At 74.8% G+C, this 21,952-nt stretch carries 21 protein-coding genes; 12 read left to right on the top strand and 9 right to left on the bottom strand.

What is annotated here, in order from left to right:
• Nucleotides 1-9 precede the first annotated feature (9 nt).
• Both D5H75_RS25965 and D5H75_RS25960 read left to right on the top strand, forming a co-directional pair.
• Nucleotides 10-984: a ferritin-like domain-containing protein gene (locus tag D5H75_RS25965; protein WP_119929139.1), complete on the top strand. Its 975-nt coding sequence runs from the start codon at nt 10-12 to the stop codon at nt 982-984.
• 45 nt (nt 985-1,029) lie between these two features.
• Nucleotides 1,030-2,631, top strand: a complete 1,602-nt coding sequence (locus tag D5H75_RS25960) for a (2,3-dihydroxybenzoyl)adenylate synthase (protein ID WP_119929138.1) — start codon at nt 1,030-1,032, stop codon at nt 2,629-2,631.
• A gap of 58 nt (nt 2,632-2,689) precedes the next feature.
• Here D5H75_RS25960 and D5H75_RS25955 read toward each other — a convergent pair whose 3' ends face one another.
• The 5 genes from D5H75_RS25955 to D5H75_RS25935 form a co-directional block, all read right to left on the bottom strand.
• The gene (locus D5H75_RS25955) at nt 2,690-3,865 is read right to left on the bottom strand and encodes a cytochrome P450 (RefSeq protein ID WP_119929137.1); all 1,176 of its coding nucleotides are present in this window, start codon (nt 3,863-3,865) and stop codon (nt 2,690-2,692) included.
• A 145-nt stretch (nt 3,866-4,010) separates the two neighbouring features.
• Entirely contained in the window at nt 4,011-4,520 is a 510-nt protein-coding gene (locus D5H75_RS25950) for a VOC family protein (RefSeq protein WP_119929136.1), read from the bottom strand.
• Complete coding sequence (locus D5H75_RS25945) at nt 4,517-5,020, bottom strand: cupin domain-containing protein (RefSeq protein ID WP_119929135.1); 504 nt, start codon at nt 5,018-5,020, stop codon at nt 4,517-4,519. Before D5H75_RS25945 ends, D5H75_RS25950 begins: the two co-directional genes overlap by 4 nt.
• Complete coding sequence (locus tag D5H75_RS25940; RefSeq protein WP_202638505.1) at nt 5,017-5,325, bottom strand: DUF3303 domain-containing protein; 309 nt, start codon at nt 5,323-5,325, stop codon at nt 5,017-5,019. Before D5H75_RS25940 ends, D5H75_RS25945 begins: the two co-directional genes overlap by 4 nt.
• 233 nt (nt 5,326-5,558) lie before the next feature.
• Nucleotides 5,559-6,545: a methyltransferase gene (locus tag D5H75_RS25935; protein ID WP_119929133.1), complete on the bottom strand. Its 987-nt coding sequence runs from the start codon at nt 6,543-6,545 to the stop codon at nt 5,559-5,561.
• Between the two features lie 138 nt (nt 6,546-6,683).
• Here D5H75_RS25935 and D5H75_RS25930 point away from each other — a divergent pair, with 138 nt between their 5' ends.
• The 3 genes from D5H75_RS25930 to D5H75_RS25920 are packed head-to-tail and all read left to right on the top strand — an operon-like array spanning nt 6,684 to nt 10,930.
• Nucleotides 6,684-8,078 (top strand): aminotransferase family protein, encoded by a 1,395-nt coding sequence (locus tag D5H75_RS25930; protein WP_119929132.1) that lies wholly within the window; start codon nt 6,684-6,686, stop codon nt 8,076-8,078.
• 42 nt (nt 8,079-8,120) lie between these two features.
• Nucleotides 8,121-9,701: a GMC family oxidoreductase gene (locus D5H75_RS25925; protein WP_119929131.1), complete on the top strand. Its 1,581-nt coding sequence runs from the start codon at nt 8,121-8,123 to the stop codon at nt 9,699-9,701.
• Nucleotides 9,698-10,930 (top strand): NAD(P)/FAD-dependent oxidoreductase, encoded by a 1,233-nt coding sequence (locus tag D5H75_RS25920; RefSeq protein ID WP_119929130.1) that lies wholly within the window; start codon nt 9,698-9,700, stop codon nt 10,928-10,930. Before D5H75_RS25925 ends, D5H75_RS25920 begins: the two co-directional genes overlap by 4 nt.
• 18 nt (nt 10,931-10,948) lie before the next feature.
• Here the strand turns inward: D5H75_RS25920 and D5H75_RS25915 are convergent, their stop codons facing one another.
• Nucleotides 10,949-12,280: a cation:proton antiporter gene (locus D5H75_RS25915; RefSeq protein WP_119929129.1), complete on the bottom strand. Its 1,332-nt coding sequence runs from the start codon at nt 12,278-12,280 to the stop codon at nt 10,949-10,951.
• An 84-nt stretch (nt 12,281-12,364) separates the two neighbouring features.
• Here D5H75_RS25915 and D5H75_RS25910 point away from each other — a divergent pair, with 84 nt between their 5' ends.
• The 7 genes from D5H75_RS25910 (at nt 12,365) to D5H75_RS25880 (ending at nt 17,902) form a co-directional block, all read left to right on the top strand.
• Nucleotides 12,365-13,861, top strand: a complete 1,497-nt coding sequence (locus tag D5H75_RS25910; RefSeq protein ID WP_119929128.1) for an MFS transporter — start codon at nt 12,365-12,367, stop codon at nt 13,859-13,861.
• A gap of 40 nt (nt 13,862-13,901) precedes the next feature.
• Entirely contained in the window at nt 13,902-14,189 is a 288-nt protein-coding gene (locus D5H75_RS25905; protein ID WP_119929127.1) for a hypothetical protein, read from the top strand.
• Between the two features lie 63 nt (nt 14,190-14,252).
• Nucleotides 14,253-14,687, top strand: coding sequence for a VOC family protein (locus tag D5H75_RS25900; RefSeq protein ID WP_119929126.1), 435 nt, complete (start codon nt 14,253-14,255; stop codon nt 14,685-14,687).
• 313 nt (nt 14,688-15,000) lie between these two features.
• Nucleotides 15,001-15,309: an acyl carrier protein gene (locus D5H75_RS25895; RefSeq protein WP_202638504.1), complete on the top strand. Its 309-nt coding sequence runs from the start codon at nt 15,001-15,003 to the stop codon at nt 15,307-15,309.
• Nucleotides 15,310-15,316: 7 nt separating this feature from the next.
• Nucleotides 15,317-16,318 carry a methyltransferase gene (locus D5H75_RS25890; protein ID WP_119929125.1) on the top strand — a complete coding sequence of 334 codons (1,002 nt, stop codon included), beginning with the start codon at nt 15,317-15,319 and terminating at the stop codon, nt 16,316-16,318.
• Nucleotides 16,319-16,378: 60 nt separating this feature from the next.
• Entirely contained in the window at nt 16,379-17,107 is a 729-nt protein-coding gene (cmoA, locus tag D5H75_RS25885) for a carboxy-S-adenosyl-L-methionine synthase CmoA (RefSeq protein WP_119929124.1), read from the top strand.
• A 144-nt stretch (nt 17,108-17,251) separates the two neighbouring features.
• Nucleotides 17,252-17,902, top strand: coding sequence for an O-methyltransferase (locus D5H75_RS25880; protein WP_202638503.1), 651 nt, complete (start codon nt 17,252-17,254; stop codon nt 17,900-17,902).
• Here the strand turns inward: D5H75_RS25880 and asnB are convergent.
• From asnB to D5H75_RS25865, 3 genes are read right to left on the bottom strand one after another with little or no spacing between them, the layout of a single operon-like run.
• On the bottom strand, nt 17,897-19,675 hold the full coding sequence (gene asnB, locus D5H75_RS25875) for an asparagine synthase (glutamine-hydrolyzing) (RefSeq protein WP_119929122.1): 1,779 nt from the start codon (nt 19,673-19,675) through the stop codon (nt 17,897-17,899). The two genes, D5H75_RS25880 and asnB, sit on opposite strands and share 6 nt — an antisense overlap.
• Nucleotides 19,675-20,868, bottom strand: a complete 1,194-nt coding sequence (locus D5H75_RS25870; protein ID WP_119929121.1) for a cytochrome P450 — start codon at nt 20,866-20,868, stop codon at nt 19,675-19,677. Before D5H75_RS25870 ends, asnB begins: the two co-directional genes overlap by 1 nt.
• Entirely contained in the window at nt 20,865-21,797 is a 933-nt protein-coding gene (locus tag D5H75_RS25865; RefSeq protein ID WP_202638519.1) for an alpha/beta hydrolase, read from the bottom strand. Before D5H75_RS25865 ends, D5H75_RS25870 begins: the two co-directional genes overlap by 4 nt.
• Between the last annotated feature and the right edge of the window lie 155 nt (nt 21,798-21,952).

Here is a 21,952-nt window from a genome sequence, read left to right as displayed (position 1 = left end):
ATTCCGGGCATGGACGGCCTGACGGTAACCGCGCCGGTCACCGCCCGCCTCACATGGGACTACGACCCCCGCCTCCCCCGCCTGGCCGACCTCTACGAGCGGGGCAAGCGCGGGCAGTGGGACGCGGGCGCCGACCTGGACTGGAACGTTCCCGTCGAGTTCGGCGCGCCGCTGCCCGCCGACTCGGGGTTCGCCCGCGCGGCCTTCGGGTCCTCGTCCCTGAGCCGCTACGGACCGGAGCTTTGGGACGCGTTCCGGTGGGAGTTCCAGGTCTGGATGGTCAGCCAGTTCCTGCACGGGGAGCAGGGCGCCCTGGTGGCGGCGGCGCGGCTGGTGGAGGTCGCCTCCGGCGTCGAGGCCAAGTGCTGCCTGGCCGGGCAGGTGGCCGACGAGGCGCGGCACGTCGAGGTCTTCTCCCGGTACCTGCGGGAGAAGACCCCGGGCGCCTATCCCGTCTCGCCCGCGCTCGCGGCCCTGCTCGCCGACGCCCTCGACGACCCGCGCTGGGACGTCACCGCCCTCGGGATGCAGATCATGGTCGAGGCGCTGGCGATGGCGGCCTTCCGGCTGGCGGACAAGACGTTCCACGACGACCTGATCCGGAGCGCCTGCCGCCTGGTGGCGCGCGACGAGGCGCGGCACGTGTCGTACGGCGTGATCGCGCTGCGGGAGGTGTACGGCGGGCTGACCTCGGCGGAGCTGGCCGAGCGCGAGGAGTTCGCGCTGGAGGCGGCGCGCCTGATGAGCCGCCGGTTCCTGCTGGAGGACGTCTGGGAACGCCTCGGCGTGCCGGTCGGCGAGGGGGTCCGCTTCGCGCGGGAGAACGAGCTGATGATCAGGTACCGGCAGGCGGTGTTCGCCAAGGTCGTGTCCTCCCTCGCGCAGGCCGGGCTGCTCACGCCGCGCGTGCGCGCCGGGTTCGGGGACCTCGGCCTGCTGGGGTACGCCGGGGGCCGGCTCGCCGGATCGGGCGGCCCGGGCTGAGCGGGGCCTCCGCCGGACCGGGCCCGAACTGAGGGAGGGCGCGCTGTGATCGAGTACGACCGGGTCCCCGAGGACTTCGCCGAGCGGTACCGGCGGGCCGGCTACTGGCGCGGGGAGACCCTGGGCGGCCTGCTCCGCGACTGGGCCGCGCGGGACGGCGGCCGGATCGCCGTCGTGGACGAGGCCGGTTCCCACGGCTACGCGGCCCTCGACGCGTGGGCCGACCGGCTGGCGGCCGGGTTCCGCGCCCTCGGGGCCGGCCCGGGCAGGCCGGTCGTCGTCCAGCTCCCGAACGTCGCCGCGTTCGCCGCCGTGAGCGTCGCGCTGTTCCGGGCCGGGGCCCCGCCGGTGTTCGCGCTGCCCACCCACCGCCGCAGCGAGATCTCCTACCTGTGCGAGGCGTCCGAGGCCGTGGCGTACGTGATCCCCGACGTGCACCACGGCTTCGACCACCGGGCCCTGGCCGGGGAGGTCCTGGCGTCCGCCAAGACCGTCGAGCACGTGATCGTCGCGGGCGACCCCGGCGGCGAGTTCCTCGCGCTGGGCGACGTCGAGCGCGCGCCCGAGCCCATCATGGACGGGCCGAGGCCGGACGACGTGGCGTTCTTCCTGCTCTCTGGCGGGACCACGGGCCTGCCCAAGCTGATCCCCCGGACCCACGACGACTACGCCTACCAGCTCCGGGCCACGGCGGAGGGGCTGGAGTTCGGCGAGGACGGGGTCTACCTGGCCGTCCTGCCGGTGGCGCACAACGCCGCCCTGGGATGCCCCGGCCTGCTGGGGGCGCTGCGCGCGGGCGGCCGCGCCGTGCTCCTGACCAGCCCGAGCCCCGACGAGGCGTTCCCGCTGATCGAGAGCCAGGGCGTCACCCTCACCACGCTCATGCCGCCGCTGGTGACGCTGTGGCTGGAGGCGGCCGAGTTCTACGACGTGGACTTCTCCCGGCTGCTGGTCCAGGTGGGCAGCGCGCGCTTCGCCCCCGAGACCGCCCGCCGGGTGACGGGCGAGCTGGGCGCCCGGCTCACCCACTGGTTCGGGATGGCCGAGGGCCTCCTGACGTACACCAGGCTCGACGACCCCGAGGACGTCGTCATCCACACCCAGGGCCGGCCGCTGTCCCCGGCCGACGAGATCCGGGTCGTGGACGAGCACGACCGCGACGTGCCGCCGGGCGAGATCGGCGAGCTGCTCACGCGCGGCCCCTACACGCTGCGCGGGTACTACCGCGTCCCCGAGCACAACGCCCGCGCGTTCACCCCGGACGGGTTCCTGCGCACCGGCGATCTCGTACGGCTCACGCCCCGCGGCGACATGGTCGTCGAGGGGCGCGTCAAGGACGTGATCAACCGGGGCGGCGAGAAGGTCGCGGCGGGCGAGGTCGAGGACCTGCTGGTCACGCACCCCGCCGTGCGGGAGGCCGCGGTCGTGGCGATGCCCGACGCGGTGATGGGCGAGCGGGCCTGCGCCTTCGTCGTCCCCCGGGGCGCGCCGCCCGCCCTGGAGGAGCTGCGCTCCCACCTGCGGGGGCAGGGCCTGGCCGACTACAAGCTCCCCGACCGGCTGGAGCTCATCGGCGCCCTCCCGCTCACGAAGGTGGGCAAGGTGGACAAGGCGGCCCTGCGCGGCATCGCCGCGGGCTCCGCCTGACCGAGGTCCCGCGCCCGGCGAGCCGTACCCCGGCCAGGGTACGGCTCGCGCGGCGGGGCTAGGTCGCGCCCTTGTAGCGGATCGGCAGGGAGATCGGCCCGACGAGGCCGTCGAACAGGGATCTCCATTGGGGCTCGCCCGCGAGTTCGACGGGCCCGAGCCGGGCGGCGAGCAGGGGCAGGGCCTCCGACAGCTCGGCCCGCGCCTGCATCGCGCCCAGGCAGTGGTGCACGCCGCCGCCGAAGGTGAGCTGCGGCGGGCTCTCCCGGGTGATGTCGAAGGGACCCGCCTCCTGGTGCGCGGTGGCCACGAACAGCCACAGCCGGGTCCCCGCGGGGATCTCCAGGTCGCGGTAGGAGATGTCCTCGGTGGCGACCCGCCAGATGATCGGCACGGTGGGGGCCACGCGCATCACCTCCTCGACGGCGTTGGCGGCCAGATCGGGCCGCTCGGCCAGCAGCGCCCACTGGTCGGGGTGGCGGGTGAAGACGTACATCCCGAGCCCGAGCTGGTTGCGGGTGGTGTCCTGGCCGCCGAAGACGAAGCCGGCGACGTGGTAGCGCAGTTCCTGCATGCTGAGCCGGTCGCCCTCCTCGGTGGCCTGCACGAGCGCGGTGAGCAGGTCGTCGCGGGGGTGCGCCCGGCGTTCGGCGCAGAGCCGGTCCGTGGCGTCGTAGAGCCCGGCGAGGGCGGCCTCGATGCGGGGCCGGTTCTCGGCGACGCTCATCCCGCCGATCCCGGCCAGGTCCTTGCCCCACCGGAGGAACTGGGCGTGCTCCTCCTCGGGCAGGCCGAGCAGCTCGTACATCACGCGCGGCGGGTAGCGGTCGGCGAAGTCGGCCATGAACTCGCACTCGCCGCGGTGCTCCAGCTCGTCGATCAGCTCGGTCACGATCGTGCGCATCCAGGGCCGCAGCGCCTCGACCCGGCGCGGGGTGAAGGCCTTGGCGAGCAGCCGGCGCTGCCGGTGGTGCGTCTCGCCTTCCAGGCTGATCAGCGTGTTGCCCCACCAGTCGGCGGCGAGGCCGGTGCTGACGCCCTGCATAGCGATGTGGTCCAGCCCGACCTGGCGCAGCCGCCGGTCCCTGACCAGCTCGACGCAGTCGTCGTAGGCCAGGACGGCCGGGCCCATCGGGGTCTGGGCGTACCAGTGCCGCTCGGCGGCGGCCCGCACGTCGGGGGAGTCGACCCGGAAGGCCGGGTCCATGAGGTTGAGAAAGGCCACGTCGGTCATCGCCGCCGCTCCTCCCGGGTCGCGGGCTGCTGAGGGGTCGTGGTCCGGTTGGTGGGCGTGGTCCGGTTGGTGGGCGGGGTCCCGCGGGTGGGCGGGGTCCGGCGGGTGGTCGCGGTCCGCCCGGTGGCGGCGGGCCGCGGGGCGGTCACGGGCGGAACTCGCCCGTGGCGTGAGCGGTGGTGGCCTCCCACTCCTCGGGCGGCGGGTCGCCGATGTGCTGGCTGAACTCCCAGGTGTGGCCCTCGTAGTCCTTGGCGGTGTACTGCCGCAGGCCCCACTCCTTGTCCTCGGGCGGGTAGACGATCGTGGCGCCCTCGGCCCTGGCCCGCTCGAAGTGCTTGTCGACGTCCTCCACGCACACGAAGGTGTAGGAGCAGACGTGGCCGTCCAGGATGGGCTTGCGGTAGTCCTTGCGGGGGGCGTAGTCGCCGCGCGCGGCGTCGAGCATGATCACGCCGTTCTCGAGTTCGAGGTCGGCGTGCGCGATCCAGCCGCCTTCGCACACGACGCGCAGAAGTTCGTTGAATCCGAAAACCCTGGACAACCAGGAAATCGCCACTTCCACGTCTTCGTAGAAGAGAATCGGGACGACCCTCGGAAATCCGCGCGATGGATTATAGGTCCATTCGCCACGCCGCCCGTTGGGCTCGCTCATTCGGATTCCGCCTCCTTAATGTGTGGATTTACGGTGTTTACCGGGGGAGTCATGGAAAGGAGGGCCGCGACGTTCCCGGCGACGATCTCGAAGGTGCCGGCCAGCTCCGCCGCCGGGCTGAACCACACGGTCCGGGACGGTTCGAGGGACTGGAACAGGTGGCCCGGCGGCAGGTAGTACGCCTCCCCGGGCCCCACGGAGAGCTCCGTGCCGTCGTCGAGGACGGCCCTGAACCGGCCCTCGAACAGGTAGCCCCAGTGGGCGACCGGGCAGCGGTCGCCGGGCAGCCCGTCGAACGCGCCCGTGGGCGGCCAGCCCGCGGGCATCGTCTCGAAGACGACGGTGTAGTCGCCCAGCCGCGCCGTCCTGGTCTCGAATCCGGGCACGGGGTTGTCGGCCTCGAGCCGGTCCTTCGCGACGTGGAACACCCGGCCGGCCCGCCTGTCGTCCGCGGGGAGGGGATCCCCGCGGACGACGGCCTGCTCCGGATCAGGGGTCATCGGGTCTGCCGGGCGGACGCGCGCAGGTCGGCCGCCTGGTTGCTGGTGCGGGCGAACTGCTCCATGTCGACCACGGGGATGACCTCGCTGCTGACGTACGGCGAGTAGGTGGCCGTGTCCAGCGCGATGAGGGACGGGTCGTCGGTCTCGACGACGATGAAACCACCGGAGCCGTCGACGCGGGCGACGTGCTGGAGGTACTCGATGCCCTTCGTCGGCTGCCAGCGCTCGTACACCGCGAACCCGGCCTGCATGGCCTCGGCGGTGGTGTTCTCGCGCACTTTGTATTGAACGACGTATTTCACGGCTGCCTCCTCTGAGAGGGCGTGGGGGAATTGCCTCGAATTGCGCACTGGCGCTGATTCGTGGGTGGCAGCGGCCGCTTCATGCTGACACAACCACCGCCTGCGGGCTGCGTCAATACCGAATAATGCGGATCATCGGGGGGCGGCGAGAAGGATCATCTCGAAATGATCGACCGGCGCCGGGCCATTGGGGAGAAATGCCCGCCAACCCCTCGAATTCGGTCAGCTTGTGTTCAGGGCCGGCCGGGGCGCGGGATCAGAGTGACGAGAGTGGAGCACCGGCCGACGCGGACCGGGCCGGCGTCGAGTCCCGCGGCGGACGCCAGCCGCAGCACGTCGTCCAGCCCGCGGTCGCGGCCGGCGCAGTAGACGAGCATGCGCAGGTCCATCTCCGAGCCCTCGCCGTCGTGCGGGCCCGTGAGGTCGCCCTCCTCCAGCACGAGCACCCGGCCGGACTCGCCGGCGTCCCGCGCCGCCTCGGCGCAGCGCCGCAGGACGGCGGTCGCGCGCTCGTCGTCCCAGTCGCCGATCACGCGGGAGAGCAGGTAGACGTCGGCGCCGCGGGGCAGCGGGCCGAAGAAGTCGCCCGGGTGGATCTCCGCCCGGTCCCGCACCGGCTCCAGGACCGTCACGGCCGCCTCCGCCGGCCCCGGCCGCTCGACCAGCATGCCGGCCAGGTGCGGGTGGGCGCCGAGCAGGCGGGCGAGCAGGACGCCGTTGCCCCCGCCGACGTCGGCCACCCGCCGCACGGCCGTCCAGTCGTGGCCCGCGATGACGTCGCCGACGGCGGGGTGGTCGCCCATGAGCCGGTCGAACGACTCCGACAGGCCGGGGTCGCGGTCCAGGTCCTCCCAGTAGCCGGCGCCGTACAGCAGCGGGTAGGCGGGCCCGCCGGTGCGCACCGAGTCGAGCAGGCGCACGAACGACAGGTCGGCCCGGCCCACCGCGCCCTCGATGTCGAGCCAGTCCCGCGCCGGGCCCCGGAGCTCCTCGCCCAGCTCGCCCAGGCCGTACGCGCCGCCGGGGGAGCGGGTGAAGACGCCGGCGGACACCAGGTGGCTCATCACCCGGCGCAGCGCGTCGGGGTCGGCGCCGGTGCGCTTGGCGAGGTCGTCGTCCGAGACGGCCCCGGCGGCGATGTGGTCGGCGACGCGCAAGGTGGCCGCGACCCGGATCGCCATCGGGGTGACCAGGTCGGCGGCGCGCCAGAGAGGACCCATGCCGCGACGGTAACAAGGCGTGGGGCCGCCGTCACGCGCCCCGGCCGTGCCGGGATGTGTCCTCGCGGCCACGGATTGTCACCGACCGGCTTCGCCGCCGTCCTTGACGCTGCCGCGTCTTCGTGAGATTCGTCGCCTATGGCCCGCGAGGCACGCAACGCAGAGGCAGGCGACGCGCAGGCACGGACCGCGAAGGCGACGGACGCGGACGGATGGGACGCCGCCACGCATCCGCTGTGGCACGGCTCGGCCCACATGAGCTACGTGCTCGGCGCCGCAGGTCCCCGGGAGATGCTCGTGCGGGGGGAGGGATGCCGGGTCTTCGACCGCGCGGGCAGAGCCTACCTCGACGCCCGGTCCGGGATCGCCAACGTGATCCTAGGGTACAGCCGCCGGGACATCGCCGAGGCGATGCACCGGCAGGCGCTGGAGCTGCCGTTCGTGTGCACCATGCGGTACGAACGGCCCGCCCCGGTGATCGTCGAGTACGCCGCGGCCCTCGCCGCGGCCGCGCCGCCCCCGCTGACCCGGGTCAGGTTCACGCACACGGGCAGCTCGGCGGTGGAGTCGGCGCTGCTCATGGCGCGCCGGTTCCAGGCCAACTCCGGGCGGCCGATGGGCGTGGAGATCATCGCGCTGCACGGGGCCTACCACGGCAGCACGCTGATGACGATGGCCGCGGGCGGCTGGCCGATGCTGCACGAGCAGTTCGGGCCGATGCCCCCGGGCTTCCACCACGTGCCGCCGGGCGACGCCGCGGCGCTGGAGGCCAAGATCGGCGAGCTGGGCCCCGAGCGGGTCGCGGCGCTCGTGGCCGAGCCGGTGCACGGCTTCAGCGGCCACCCCCTGCCCGCCGCCTACCTGCGTCGCGCTCGCGAGCTGTGCGACCGGCACGGCATCCTGCTGATCTACGACGAGGTGTTCACCGGCCTCGGCCGGATGGGCCCGATGTTCGCCGCCGAGCTCGCCGGCGTCGTCCCCGACGTCATGTGCCTGTCCAAGACCCTCACCGCCGGGTACGCCGCGCTCGGCGCGGTGCTGGCCACCGACCGGGTCTACGCCGCCTTCGACCGTCCGGGGGCGTACTTCGCCCACTCCTCGTCCACCGACGCCCACCCCATCGCGTGCGCCGCCGGGCTGGCGACGCTGCGGGCGCTCGACGGCGAGGGCGCGCGCGAGCGGGGGACCCGCATGGGGGAACGGCTCGCCGCCGAGCTGGCCCGCGAGCTCAAGGACCTGCCCCTGGTGCGCGGAGTGCGGGCGCTCGGCGCGTACGTCGCGATCGACCTGGACGACCCGCCGGACCTGATGGCGAACCTGAACCGCAAGCGCCACCTGCAGGCCGAGTGCGAACGGCGCGGGGTGCTCATCGACTACACCCCGGCCATCCTCATGCTGGTCCCGCCGTACACCCTGCCGGACGACGACGCCGACGAGATCGTCGCCGTGGTCGCCGCCGTCCTGCGGGGGTTCCGTGACGGGGACGTCGACCCCGCAAGGCTCCGGCCCCCGAGCGCGAGCGGCCGGAGATGACCCGCGCCCGCCCCGGCGGGCCCGACCGCTGATGAGGTCACCGTGGCCGCGTACGACATCGTGATCGTCGGAGCGGGCTCGGCCGGCGCCCCGCTGGCCGCCCGCCTGTCGGAGGATCCGGGACGGAGCGTCCTGCTCGTGGAGGCCGGGCCCGACTACCGCTCGGCCGAGACCCCGGAGGCCGTCCGGGGCCCGAACTTCGCCATGGTCCTGGCGCTGGGCCGCTACCACTGGCCGGGGCTGCGCGGCCGGGTCACCGACGCGCAGGAGCCGGACACGGTCCTGGCCGGCAGGGGCGTGGGCGGCACCTCGGCGATCAACGGCCAGGGCGCCGTGCGGGGCAGGCCCGCCGACTTCGAGGCGTGGGCGGCGGCCGGCTGCGAAGGCTGGGGCTGGGCCGACGTGCTCCCGTACTTCATCCGGATCGAGCGGGACCTGGACTTCCCCGGCGAGCCGTACCACGGCGCGGACGGGCCCATCCCGGTCGGCCGGGTGCCCCGGGCGGAGTGGGGGGCGGTGAGCGGGGGCCTGGCCGGGGCGGCGGCCGCGCTGGGCCACCCCGAGCACGCCGACCTCAACGCGCCCGGCCACACCGGCCTGGCGCCGGGCGCCTGGCACCGCGGCCCCCAGGGCCGGGTCACCACCAACGACGCCTACCTGGAGCCCGCGCGGGACCGGCCCAACCTCCGCGTTCTGGGGGACACGCGGGTGTCCCGGGTGGTGCTGGAGCGCGGCCGGGCGGTCGGCGTCGAGCTGCTGACCCCGGACGGGCCGCGCCTGGCGGAGGCCGGCGAGGTGGTCCTGTGCGCCGGGGCGTTCCACTCCCCGGCCATCCTCATGCGCTCCGGGATCGGCCCCGCCGGCGAGCTGGCCCGGCACGGCATCGCCGTCGCCGCGGACCTCCCCGGCGTGGGGCGGCGGCTGCGCGACCACCCGATGGTCTGGCTCACCTTCCCGCTGCGGTCCCACGCCTGGGCGCCGTCGGCGGACGTGCTGCCCGGCCACTGCGTCCTGCGCTTCTCCTCCGGCGCGGCCGGGGCGGGAACGTTCCAGGGCGGCGGGCGCGAGCCGTACGACGACCTGGAGGCGCTGCCGCTGGACCGCACGCCGATGGACGTGCGCGCCGGGGGGCTCATGGTGGCCCTGTCGGCGCCGGCGTCCGAGGGCGGCTCGGTGCGGCTGGCGGGGGCCGACCCGGAGGCCGACCCGGTCGTGGAGTTCCGCATGCTGGCCGACCCCCGGGACCGCGAGCGGCTGCGCGCCGGCGTCCGGCACGCGGCCGAGCTGGCCCGGGCCGCGCCGCTGGCCGGGCTCATGGACGCGCCGCTGAGCCTGGAGAAGGGGCGGCCCGTGACCGAGTACGGCGACGCGGAGCTGGACGCGTGGCTGGCGGCCTCGGCCATGCCGTACTTCCACCCCGTCGGCACCTGCGCGATGGGCCCCGACGGCGACCCCCGGGCGGTGGTGGACGCCGAGGGCCGCGTGCGGGGCGTGACCGGGCTGCGCGTCGCCGACGCCTCGATCATGCCGCTCATCCCCTCGACCCCCACCCACCTGACGACCGTGATGATCGCCGAACGCCTCGCCGAGAAGATCGCCGGAGAACGGAGACCCCAAGGATGAACCAGCAGCAGTTCGACGTGATCGTGGTCGGCGCCGGGCCCGCGGGCTCGTGCACGGCCGGGCTGCTCGCCATGGACGGGCGCCGGGTCCTGCTCCTGGACCGTGACAAGCACCCCCGCTATCACATCGGAGAGTCGCTGATCAGCGGGGTCTGGCCGACGCTGGACCGGCTCGGGGTGCGCGAGCGGCTGGAGCAGATGGGCTTCCCCCGCAAGTACGGCGCCGACGTGCTCTGGGGCGCCGACGCCGAGAAATGGGGCTTCACCTTCCGGCAGGCCGGGCCGTACGAGTTCGTGCACCAGGTGCGGCGGGCCGAGTTCGACGCCATGCTCGTGGGCCGGGCGCGCGAGCTGGGCGTCCACGTCGTCGAGGACGCGACGGTCAAGGACGCCCTGTTCGACGGCGACCGCGTCGCCGGCGTCCGCTACCAGGTCCGGGGCCGGGGCGAGCTGGAGGAGGCGCGGGCCAGGTTCACCGTGGACGCCACGGGCCAGCAGCGCTGGCTCGGCCGCCACTTCGACCTGGTGGACTGGCACGAGGACCTGCGCAACATCGCGATCTGGGGCTACTGGCAGGGCTGCCGCAGGTTCGACGGGGAACGCGCGGGCCACACGCTGGTGGAGGCGCTGCCGACGGGGTGGCTGTGGTTCATCCCGCTGGGCCAGGACACCACCAGCATCGGCTACGTCACCTCCAGCGAGCTGCTGACCAACTCCGGGCTGTCCGCCGAGAAGCTCTTCGAGACCCAGCTCGAGGAGTCGAAGCTGGTCAAGCCGATGATGGACGGGTCCACGCTGGTCACGGCCTACCGCACGGCCCGGGACTGGTCCTACCAGTGCCGCAGCTTCCAGGGGCCCGGCTGGGCGCTGGTCGGCGACGCCTCGGCGTTCATCGACCCGCTGCTGTCCACCGGCGTGACGCTGGCGGTGCGCGGGGCCAGGGTGCTGGCCAAGGCCCTCAACGAGGCGCTGTCCGATCCCGCGAGGGAGGCCGCGGCCCTGCGGGCGTACGAGGACAACTGCCGCGCCTTCCTCAACGTGATCCTGGAGTTCGTCAGGTTCTTCTACGACCAGACGAAGACCAGGTCGGAGTACTACCGGGGCGCGCAGGAGATCATCGACCCGGAGAGGCAGCGGTACCCCGAGTTCGACTTCGTCAAGCTCGTCTCCGGCCTGGCGGGCGACGACGAGGACCTGGCGATCGTGAAGGAGATCCTGGTGTACCGCTGACGCCCGCCGCCGCCGGGCTCAGCGGCGGGTCTCGTCCCCCTCGCCGACGTGCCCGAAGGCGCTCAGGTGCTCGCGCTCACGCCGCCGCTCCTCGTCCGTGTGCTCGACGTGGGGCATGGCCAGCCGCAGGATCGGCGGGGCCATGAGCGAGGTCGCCATGGCGACGAGCACGATGACCGTGTAGGCCTCGGTGCCGAGCACGCCGAGACGGAGACCCGCCATGGCGATGATGATCTGGACGATCCCCCGGGCGTTCATGCCCGCGCCCAGGGCCAGCGCCTCCCAGCCGGACAGCCGGCTGGAGAGCGCGCCGAGCCACGCCCCGGCGAACTTGCCGGCCACGGCCACGGCGAGCAGCGCCAGGGCCGTGAGCAGCAGGCGCGGGTCGGCCAGGCCCGTCAGGTCCATGCGCAGCCCGGCGGTGGCGAAGAACAGCGGGGCCAGCACCGACCTGACCATCGTGTTGAGCGGCGCCAGCCGGGCCATCTCGATCCCCGAGGCCCGGATGAGGACCCCGCACAGGAACGCCCCGAGGATGGCCTCCAGCCGGAGGGCGTGGGTGGCGGCGCCCGCGAGCAGCAGCATCGTCACGGCGGCGGCGATCGGCGGCCCGGGGTCGGGCGAGGCGGCGGCGGCCCGCATGACCCGCCCCACGACGGGCCGCGCGAGCGCCGTGACCGCCAGCACCCCGGCCAGCGCGGCCACGGGCAGGAGCACGCTCTGCCCGTGCGCGGTGGCCAGCGCCGACACCACCGCCAGCAGGAGCCAGCCGCAGACGTCGTCGATCATCCCCGCGATCAGCGTGAGCTGCCCGATGTCGCGGTGCAGCAGGCGCATGTCCAGCAGGATCTTGGCGATCACCGGGATCGCGCTCACGCACATCGCCACGCCGATGAACAGCGCGAACACCGGGCGGGAGGCGGCGGGCCCCATGAGCGTGGCGGGCACCCAGAACCCGGCGGCGACGCCCAGCCCGAGCGGCAGGACGAGCCCCGCCACGCTGACCCGGGCGGCGGTGAGCCCGCGCCTGCGGACCAGGCCCAGGTCCACCTGCGCCCCGGTGGCGCCCACCAGCAGCAGCGTCGCGAGCTGCGCCACGCCGTCCAGCAGGTGCGCCTGCGCCGGGTCCGGGGGGAACAGCGCCGCCCACGCCCCGGGCCAGACGACGGCCAGCAGGGACGGGCCGGCCAGCACGCCCGCCGCCAGCTCGCCCATGACCGGGGGCAGGCCCGCCCGGGCGGCCAGCCGCCCCAGCGCGACGGCGAGGAGCAGGAGCGTGCCGCACTGCACGAGGAAGATCAGCAAGGTGTCCGCCGGAATCGGCGGGACGGGCGCGGGTCCTGCGCTCATGTCAGCCATCACAACCGACACCGGCCGTCCCGGCAACCGCCCTGTCCGCTCCCGTGTCAGGCGCCCGGCTCCCCGGGAGCGCCGGTGAGCGCGCGGGAGCGGCCCGGAAGCGGGCCCGCCGCGCCCGGCGGGGCGGCGGGCGATCCGCGGCGGTGGCGGGCGCTGGCCGTGCTGGCGCTGGTCCAGTTCGTCTTCGTGCTGGACCTGACGGTGGTGAACGTGGCGCTGCCGCGCATCCAGGGCGAGCTGCGGTTCGACCCGGCGGGGCTGGCCTGGGTGGTCAACGCCTACGCGCTGACGGCGGGCGGGTTGCTGCTGCTCGGCGGGCGGCTCGGTGACCTGCTCGGGCGGCGGCGCGTGTTCCTGGCCGGGGTCGCGCTGTTCGCGGCGTCCTCGCTGGTGTGCGGGGTCGCGGGCACGGCGGGGCTGCTCGTGGCGGGCCGCTTCGGGCAGGGCGCGGGCGAGGCGCTGGCCGCCCCCGCGGGCCTGGCGATGGTCGCGCTGCTGTTCGAGGACGCCCGGGAGCGCGGGACCGCGATCGGGATCTGGGCGGGGTTGTCGGCCGTGGGCGGGACGCTGGGCGTGGTCGTGTCGGGGGTGGTCAACGACCTCACCACCTGGCGCTGGATCTTCCTGGTCAACCTGCCCGTGGCGGCGTTCGTCCTGATCGCCGTGCCGAGGCTGGTCACCGCCGCGCACGTGCTCGCCCCCGCCCCGCCCGCGCCGGGCAGGGCGCGCGCCGGGCCGCGGGCCGACGTGGCCGGGGCGCTCTGCGTCACCGCCGGCATGGTCGCGCTGGTGTACGGCCTGCTGCGGGCGGCCGAGCTGCCGTGGGGGTCCGCGCCCGTGGTCGTCCCGCTCGCGGCGGGCCTGGCGCTGCTGGCGGCCTTCGCCGCGGTCGAACGGCGGGCCCGGCACCCGCTGGTCCCCCCGGCGTTCTTCACCGACCGGGTGCGGATGACCGGCACGGCCGCCACGCTCCTGTTCGCCAGCGCCTTCTTCGCCATGTTCTTCCTGCTCACGCTGTACATGCAGAAGGCGCTCGGCTGGTCGCCGCTGTGGACGGGGCTGGCCTACGTGCCGTACGGGCTCATGATCGTGGCCGGCGGCGGGCTCGCGACCGCGCTGCTGCCCCGGCTCGGATGCGGGCCGCCGCTGGCCGCCGGCTGCGCGATCGGCGGCGCCGGCCTGCTGCTGCTGTCCGGGATGTCGCCCGGGGGCTCCTACCTCGCCGACGTGCTGCCGGGCTCGCTGGTGGTGGGCTTCGGGGCGGGCCTGACGTTCCCCATGCTGGGCAACGCCTGCCTGCACGGGGTGTCCGAGGCGGACGCGGGCCTGGCCTCCGGCGTGCAGAACGCCGTCTACCAGGCCGGCGGCGCGCTGGGCCTGGCCGTGCTGGTGACCGTCGCGGTACGGCACGCGGGCGGCGCCGACGACCCGGCCGCGCTGACCGCCGGGTACGCCGTGGCCCTGCGGGCGGGCGCGGGGGCGATGCTGGCCGCCGCGCTGCTCGCGGCGGTGCTGCTCCGGCCGTACGGGGGCATGGAGAGACCGGGGCGCGGGGAACCGCGCCGGACCTGACGCGACGACCGGCGACGACCGGGCGGAACAGGGAGGACCAGTGGCCAGGAAGGTTCCACGACCCTTCGCCTACTCGTGGGGCAGCGGGCGGATCGTCGAGGAGGCGACGGCGCCGAACGAGTTCTACGAGCCGGCGCTCCAGCTCCTCGTGGTGGAGGGAGGCGAGCACGACGGGGAGGAGCACCTGCGGTTCTGCTTCTACAGCCCCGGCGGCTCGTTCCAGCGGCATCCGCTGGTCGTCAACCGCGAGGACATCGCGGAGCTGCGCAGGGCGCTGGGGGAGACGCCGCGCATCCGGGCCATGCTCAGGGAGCTGGCCGGGGAGTGACCCGGCGAGCGGGCCGGGGATTCGGGAGGCGGGCCGGAGGGCCCGGCGGAGAGGAGGACGGTCGTGTACGACCCGGAGAGGGGCTTCCCGCGTGTCGTGGTGGAGCTCGTGTACGACGACGTGGCCGCGGCGGCGGAGTGGCTGTGCCGGGTGTTCGGGTTCCGGGAGACCCTGCGGCAGACGCGCCCTGACGGGGTGGTCGGCCACGTGGACCTGGACACCGGCGGGGGCGTGGTGATGCTCTCCTCGGCGGGCGGCGGCCTGGCCCCGCCGGGCCGGGACGGGCCCGTGTCCGCCCGGATGATCGTGTACGTCGACGACGTGGACCGCCACTTCAAGCAGGCGGTGGCGGCCGGGGCCGAGCCCGCGCACGAGCCGGTGGACAAGCCCTGGGGGCTGCGGCAGTACCTCGTCCGCGACCCGGAGGGGCACGTGTGGGAGTTCACCCGGCACGTCCGGGACGTCCCCCCGGAGGACTGGGGCGCCGAACTCAGGTAGCCGGGCCCGGCGGCAGAGTCCGGGAGTCCGCGCCGGGAGTCCGCCGCCGGGAGTCCCGCGCCGGGTGGCCGGGTCCGGGTGGCCGGGCCGGGGTGGTCCGGCCCGGCCGGCGGGCCGGGGCGGGCGGGAAGACGTGGCCGGAAAGGCGTGCCCGGAAGGTCGGGTTTTGTGGGGACACGCGGGGCTCGCACACGCCCTCATTCCCCGCAAAAGCGGAGATCAGCGGCACGATCGGCCCCGATTCCGGGGATTGACAGCCCCGGTGCGGACGGGGAGATTGCGTGAAGAGGCGACTCGGAAGCGGAGAGTGCGGATGAGCGAGAGCGTGCACGTGAGCCGGAGTCGAACCGAAGGGGAAGTCCGCGAACTCCTCCGGAACCTGGTCTTCGAGCTGGCCCCCGCCGAGGCGAAGTCCACGAGCCCGGACGCCCGGCTCGTGGAGGACCTGGAGTACCACTCCCTCGCCATCTTGGAGCTGGCGTTCACCATCGAGGACGAGTTCGAGCTGGAGCCGATCGACGAGGAGACCGCGCAGAAGATCCTCACCGTGCGCGACGTCGAGGACTTCGTCGTGGGCAAGCTCCTGGAACGTTCCGGCCGCGCGCCCGGCGGGGACGGGTGAGGCGGCCGTGAGCCGGCGCAGGGCGGGATTCGAGTCGATCGCGCGGCTGGCGGAGCTGGCCGACTTCACGCTGGCCTTCGCGATCCGGGCGGTCGCCCACCTCGGGGTCGCCGACCACCTGGCGGAGGGGCCGCGCCGGGTCGGGGACCTGGCCGCCGAGATCGGGGCCCACGAGCGGTCGCTGCTGCGCACGCTGCGGGCGCTGGCCACGGCGGGCGTGTTCGCCGAGCCGGAGCCCGGCCTGTTCGCGCTCACGCCCCTGTCGGAGCTGCTGCGCGGCGACCACCCGCTGTCGATGCGGTGGGCGTTCCGGCTGCGGCCCGACGTGGACGCCTGGGCGGAGATGGAGCACACGCTGCGCACCGGCGAGACCGCCTTCGACCACGTCTTCGGCACCGACTACTGGAGCCACCTGGCCGCCAACCCGGCGCTCCAGGCGCAGTTCCGCGACTCCCAGCGGGCGCTGACGCGCCTGGAGCTGCAGACCCTGACCCGGCTGTACGACTGGCGTGGCCTGCGGACCGTGGTGGACCTGGGCGGCAACGACGGCACGTTCCTGTGCGGGCTGCTGAGCCGCTACCCGCAGATGCGCGGCACGGTGTTCGACCTGCCCGGGACCGTCGCCGAGGCGGCCAAGACGGCGGCGGACGCCGGGGTGGCCGACCGGTGCGCGGCGGTCGGCGGCAGCCTGTTCGAGACGCCCCTGCCGGCGGGCGCCGACGCGTACACCATCAAGCGGGTGCTGATCGGGCTGGCCGACGACGAGGTGGTGACGCTGCTGCGCATCCTGCGCGGTGTCATGCGGCCCGACAGCCGCCTGCTCGTGCTGGAGCCCCGCGACGCCCCGGACGACCTCAGCATCTCGATGGACCTGCACATGCTCGTGCTCGGGGAGGGGCATGTGCGATCGCCGGAGCGCTTCGGCGAGCTGCTGGCCGAGGCGGGCATGTCCGTGGCCGCGGTCGTGGACGCGCGCCTGCTCAACCTCATCGACGCGCGCCCCGGCTGACCCCGGCCCCGCCGTACCCGATGAGCGTCCCCCGACCCCCGCACGACTGCTGGAGCGCCCATGCGCGACGAGATCTTCCGCAACCGCGAGCGGGTGCAGGACTTCATCTTCGACGAGAACGTCGCCACGGTGTTCGACGACATGCTGGAGCGCAGCGTGCCGTTCTACGGCGAGGTCCAGCGCATGGTGGTGGAGCTGGCGGCGCAGTTCCTGCGGGAGGACGGCACGGTCTACGACGTCGGCTGCTCGACCGGCAACACGCTCCTGGGCGTGGCGAGCGTGATCGAGCCGGACCGGGCGGTGCGCTTCGTGGGCATCGAGCCGTCGCCGGGGATGCGCGAGCAGGCGGCCAAGAAGCTGGCGGCGATCCCGCGCGCCGAGCGCGTCTCCGTGCGCCCCGACGCGATCGAGGACGTGCCGTCCCTGCCCGACGCCCGCGTGATCACCATGCTCTACACGATGCAGTTCGTCCGGCCGATCCACCGGCCGCGGGTGCTGGCCATGTTCCACGACTCGCTGCACCGGGGCGGCTGCCTGCTCATGGCGGAGAAGATCCTCGCCGACGACCGGGAACTGCGCCGGATGTTCATCGACCTGTACCACGCCTACAAGATGCGCCACGGCTACACCAGCACCGAGATCTCCCGCAAGCGGGAGGCGCTGGAGAACGTGCTCATCCCGTTCACCGAGCCGGAGAACATCCGGCTGATGCGGGAGGCCGGCTTCGCGGCGGTGGAACGGATCTTCCAGTGGTACAACTTCGCGGCCTACATCGCCGTCAAGCGGTGACGGGACACGGTGACGCGACGCGGTGACGGGCAAGCGCGGTGACCGGGAAGCGTGGCGGACGAGAGACGCGGCCGGCGACAGACGTGGTGGCCGGAAGACGCGGCGGAGAGGTGGCGCGGTGACGAGGCGCGGGGAGGTTGCGCGGTGATCGTCCGGCCCCGGGTGGAGGACTACGCCCTGCGGCACACCACCCCCGAGCCGCCCTGCCTGGCCGCCGTCGCCGCCGAGACGCGGGAGGTCAGCGCCGAGCCGTACATGATGGTCGGGCCGCTGGAAGGGCGGCTGCTGGCGATGCTGGTGCACATGCTGCGGCCGGCGCTGGTCCTGGAGGTCGGCACGTTCACCGGCTACTCGGCGCTGGCGATGGCCGGGGCGCTGCCGCCGCACGGGCGGCTGATCACCTGCGAGATCGACCCGCGCCACGCGGAGATCGCCCGCCGGCACGTCGCCGCGTCCCCCTGGGCGGGCCGGGTCGAGGTGCGGCTCGGCCCGGCCCTCGACACGATCGCCGCCCTGCCCGGGCCGGTGGACCTGGCCTTCGTGGACGCCCACAAGACGGCCTACGCGGAGTACTACGAGGCCCTGCTGCCCAGGCTGGCGGAGACGGGCGTGCTCGCCTTCGACAACACGCTGCACCTGGGCCAGGTGATCGCCGAGGACCCGCCGGACGAGGAGATCGCCGCCATCCGGGCGTTCAACGCGCTGGTCCGCGACGACCCGCGCGTCGAGCAGGTGGTGCTCACCGTACGGCAGGGCCTGACGCTGATCCGGCACGCGCCGCAGCGGCCCTCATAGGTCGAGGCGGACGCGGTACGCCCGCAGCCAGGCGTCCAGGTGCAGGACGCGCTCCAGCCCGAGCCGGACGACCTGGGCCCCGGTGGGCGGCATCGCGGCCAGGGCGCGGACGCCGGGCCGGCTCAGGATCTCCAGCACGGGGGAGGAGCGGTCCGCGAGCAGGGCGTTCACCTCGTCGCGCAGGCGGGCGTGGTAGGCGGGGTCGGACACGGCGGGGTACGGGCTCTTGGCGCGGGCCAGGACCGAGGCGGGCAGCAGGTCGCCGGCGGCGGCGCGCAGCAGGCTCTTCTCCCGCCCGTCGCGCGTCTTCAGCCGCCAGGGCACGTTGAAGACGTACTCCACGAGGCGGTGGTCCAGGAACGGCACCCGGATCTCGAGGCCGGCCGCCATGCCCATGCGGTCCTTGCGGTCCAGCGGGTGCGGCAGGAACCGGGTCAGGTGCAGGTGGCACAGCTCCCGCATGCGCCGCTCGCGCGGGTCCTCGCCGGGCAGCCGGGGCACCGCGGCCAGCGCCTCGCCGTACCGCTGCGCCTGGTAGCCGGGCACGTCCAGGTCGCGGGAGCGCGGCTCGTAGACGGCCTGGCGGCCCAGCGCGCGGGTCATGGCGAGCCAGGGGAAGGTGGCGGCGTCCACGCAGGCGGGGTCGTGGAACCAGGCGTACCCGCCGAACAGCTCGTCGGCGCCCTCGCCGGACAGCGCCACGGTGGCGTGCCGCCGGATCTCCCGGGCCAGCAGGTAGAGCGAACCGTCCATGTCGCCCAGGGGCGGGAGGTCGCGGGCGCGCAGGATCGCCGACCGCAGCGCGGGGGAGGTCAGCTCGCGCGCGTCCACCCGCAGCTCCGCGTGGTCGGCGCCGGTGTGCCGGGCGACCTCCCGGGCGTACGGCGCGTCGGGGGTGCGGCGCATCTCGTCGGGCCGCCACCCGGTGTCCACGCAGAACGAGCGGATCCGGCCGGCGCCGTTCCGGGCCGCGGCGTCCTGCGCGAGGGCGACGATCGCGCCGGAGTCCAGGCCGCCGCCGAGCAGCGCGCACAGCGGCACGTCGGCGTCGAGCTGGCGCTCGACGGCGTCCCGCAGCAGGTCCCTGACCGTGGCCACGGTGGTCCGCGGGCCGTCGCGGTGCTCGCGGGCCTCCAGCGCCCAGTACCGGCGCAGGGACAGGCCGCCCCGCCGTACGCGGACCAGGTGACCGGGCGGGACCTCGCGCAGGTCCCGGTAGACGGCCTCGCCGGGGGTGCGGACCATGGACAGCAGCTCCCGCAGGCCGTCGCGGTCCACGGCAGGGCGGACGAGCCCGCTGGCGAAGATCGCCTTGGGCTCGGAGCCGAAGACCACGCCGCCGGGGGTCCGGTGGTAGTAGAGCGGCTTGATCCCCAGCCGGTCGCGGGCGAGCAGCAGCTCCCGGGTCCGGGGGTCCCAGATCGCGAAGGCGTACATCCCGTTGAGGCGGTCCAGCACGCCCTCGCCCCAGGCCAGGTAGCCGCGCAGCACGACCTCGGTGTCGCTGCGTGTCCTGCAGCCGGGCAGCTCGGCGCGCAGTTCCCGGTGGTTGTAGACCTCGCCGCTGTAGACGAGCACCGGGCCGTCCCCCATCGGCTGCCGGCCGCCCTCGCGGTCGATGACCACCAGCCGCCGGTGCCCGAGCGCCGCGTGCCGGTCCGCCCACAGGCCGTGCTCGTCGGGGCCGCGGTGGGCCATCGTGGCCGTCATCGCCCGCACGGTCTCCCGGTCCGGGGGCCGGTCGAAGTCGACCCAGCCGCACACCCCGCACATCAGGCCGCCGCCTTCAGCGGGACGCCGGCGTACGGCCTGAGCGTGGCCCCGGGATGCCGGGCGACGGGCCCGTCAGGCTCCAGCGCCCGGAAGCGCCGCAGGAGCGCGGCGAAGGCGGCGGCGGCCTCCAGCCGGGCGAGCGCCGCGCCCAGGCAGTAGTGCGCGCCGCCGCCGAAGGCGACGTGCGGGTTGGGCGCCCGGCCCACGTCGAGCCGGTCGGGCTCGGGGAACCGGCGGGGGTCCCGGTTGGCCGAGGCGAGCAGGAGCAGCACGACGCGGCCCGGCCGCACGGGCTGCCCGGCGATCTCCAGGGGCTCGACCACGATGCGCCCGGTGACCTGGGTGGGGGTGTCGTAGCGCAGGAACTCCTCGACGGCCGAGGGGATCAGCGCCGGGTCGGCCCGCAGCCGCGCCTGCTCCGCGGGGTGCCGGGCGAGCAGGGCGCAGCCCCCGGCGATCAGGTTCAGCGAGGTCTCGAACCCGGCGAAGAACAGGAAGACGACGTTGTCCAGCAGCTCCTCCCGGGTCAGCCCCGGCGGCTCGTCGAGCAGCGCGCGCACCGGGCCGCCCGGCAGGTCCGCGACGTACCGCCGGAGCCAGACCACGGCCTCGTCGGCCGCCCGCCGGTCGGCGTCGGGGACCACCGGGGCGAAGATCCGGGTGAGCGTGAGCAGCCGCCGCCCGACCTCCGGCGGGGGCGTGGCGCCCGCGAGCTCGCCCAGGGTGAGCAGCGGCAGCGGGAACGCCAGGTCCGGCACCGCGTCGAAGGACGAGCCCCCGGAGCGGCCCGCGGTCCCGCACGCCGCCGTGATCAGCCGGTCCGCCAGGCCCGGCACGGCATCGCGCAGCCCGGCCAGGACGCGGGGGCCGACCGCCCGGTTCAGGTGCCGCCGCAGCGCTCCGTGGGCGGGCCGGTCCCGGGTCACGACGCTGTGCTCGACGAACCTGCTCGCGGGGCCGTCGCCCAGCGAGCCGGTCAGGTTGGCCTCGGGGAACATCCGGTACGCCGCGCCGAAGTGGAACTGGGCGAGCCGGGGGTCGCGCAGCGCCGCCGCGACCTCGTCGTACCGCGTCACCAGCCATTGGCCGGGCCCGCCCCGCCAGACCGGGGACCCCTCGCGCAGCCGCGCGTACACCGGGTACGGGTCCTCGTCCGGCCGCAGCTCGCCGAACAGGTCGAAGCGGGGCCTCACCGCCCGCTCCGGCGTGGCGCCAGGGCGCGCGCCAGCACGGCGATCTGCTCCTCGACGGCGCGCTGGGAGATCGCGGCGGTGCGCACGACGAGGTCGAAGGCGTGGAAGGTGCCGGGGAAGTGGTGCAGCTCGACGGGCACCCCCTCGCGCATGAGCCGCAGGGCGTACGCGATGCCCTCGTCGCGCAGGCAGTCGCGCTCGGCGGTCGAGACGTACGCGGGCGGCAGCCCCCGCAGGCTCCCGGCCCGTGCCGGCGCGGCGTACGGCCCGGCCTCGGCGCCGGCCAGGTAGTACCGCCAGGTGTGCGCGGACCCGGCCCGGCCGGCCTCGCACGGCCCGGGCTCGGCGAACTCGGCCATGGACGGGGTGTCCAGGCGGTCGTCCACGGCGGGCTGGATCAGGAGCTGGAAGGCGAGCTCCGGGCCCCCGCGGTCGCGGGCCATGAGGGCGACCGCGGCGGCGAGGGTGGCCCCCGTGCTGCACCCGGCGACCGCGATCCGGCCGGGGTCCGCGCCCAGCTCCTTGGCGTTGGCGGCGACCCAGCACAGGGCGGCGTAGCAGTCCTCGACCCCGGCCGGGTAGGGGTGCTCGGGGGCGAGCCGGTAGTCCACCGAGGCGACCACGCAGCCGGCGCCGGAGGCGAAGCGCATGCAGCGGGCGTGGTCCATCTCCAGCGTCCCGAAGGTCAGCCCGGGGTGGAAGTAGACGACCGCGGGGCGGTTCACCAGGTCCTCGCCCGGCCGGTAGACGCGCATCCCCACCTCGGGGGCGCCCTCGGGCCCCGGCACCGTCCGCTCGCTCGTGCGCACGTCCCGGTCGGCCGGGTGCACCGGCATCGGGGTGGCGGTGTTGAGCGCTCTGATGGCCGCGATGTCGCCGACGTCCAGGATCGGCATCTTCGACAGGACTCGCGCGAGCTGGGGGTCCACGGTGACGTCCTCCACGGGCTGGTCGGGCTGGTCGCCCCGCTCCCCGGGCGGGGCGGCGGGGCCGGGCTGGAACGGTCCCGCCCGGCCGGTCGGGGGATCGGGGAGCGGCCGGGGCGGGACGGCGCGGGTCAGGAGGCGGGTCGGGATGCGGGTCA

Origin of the sequence: Bailinhaonella thermotolerans (assembly GCF_003594875.1) — a bacterium.
Lineage (GTDB): Bacteria > Actinomycetota > Actinomycetes > Streptosporangiales > Streptosporangiaceae > Bailinhaonella > Bailinhaonella thermotolerans.
This window is presented reverse-complemented; position numbering and strand designations above follow the sequence as displayed.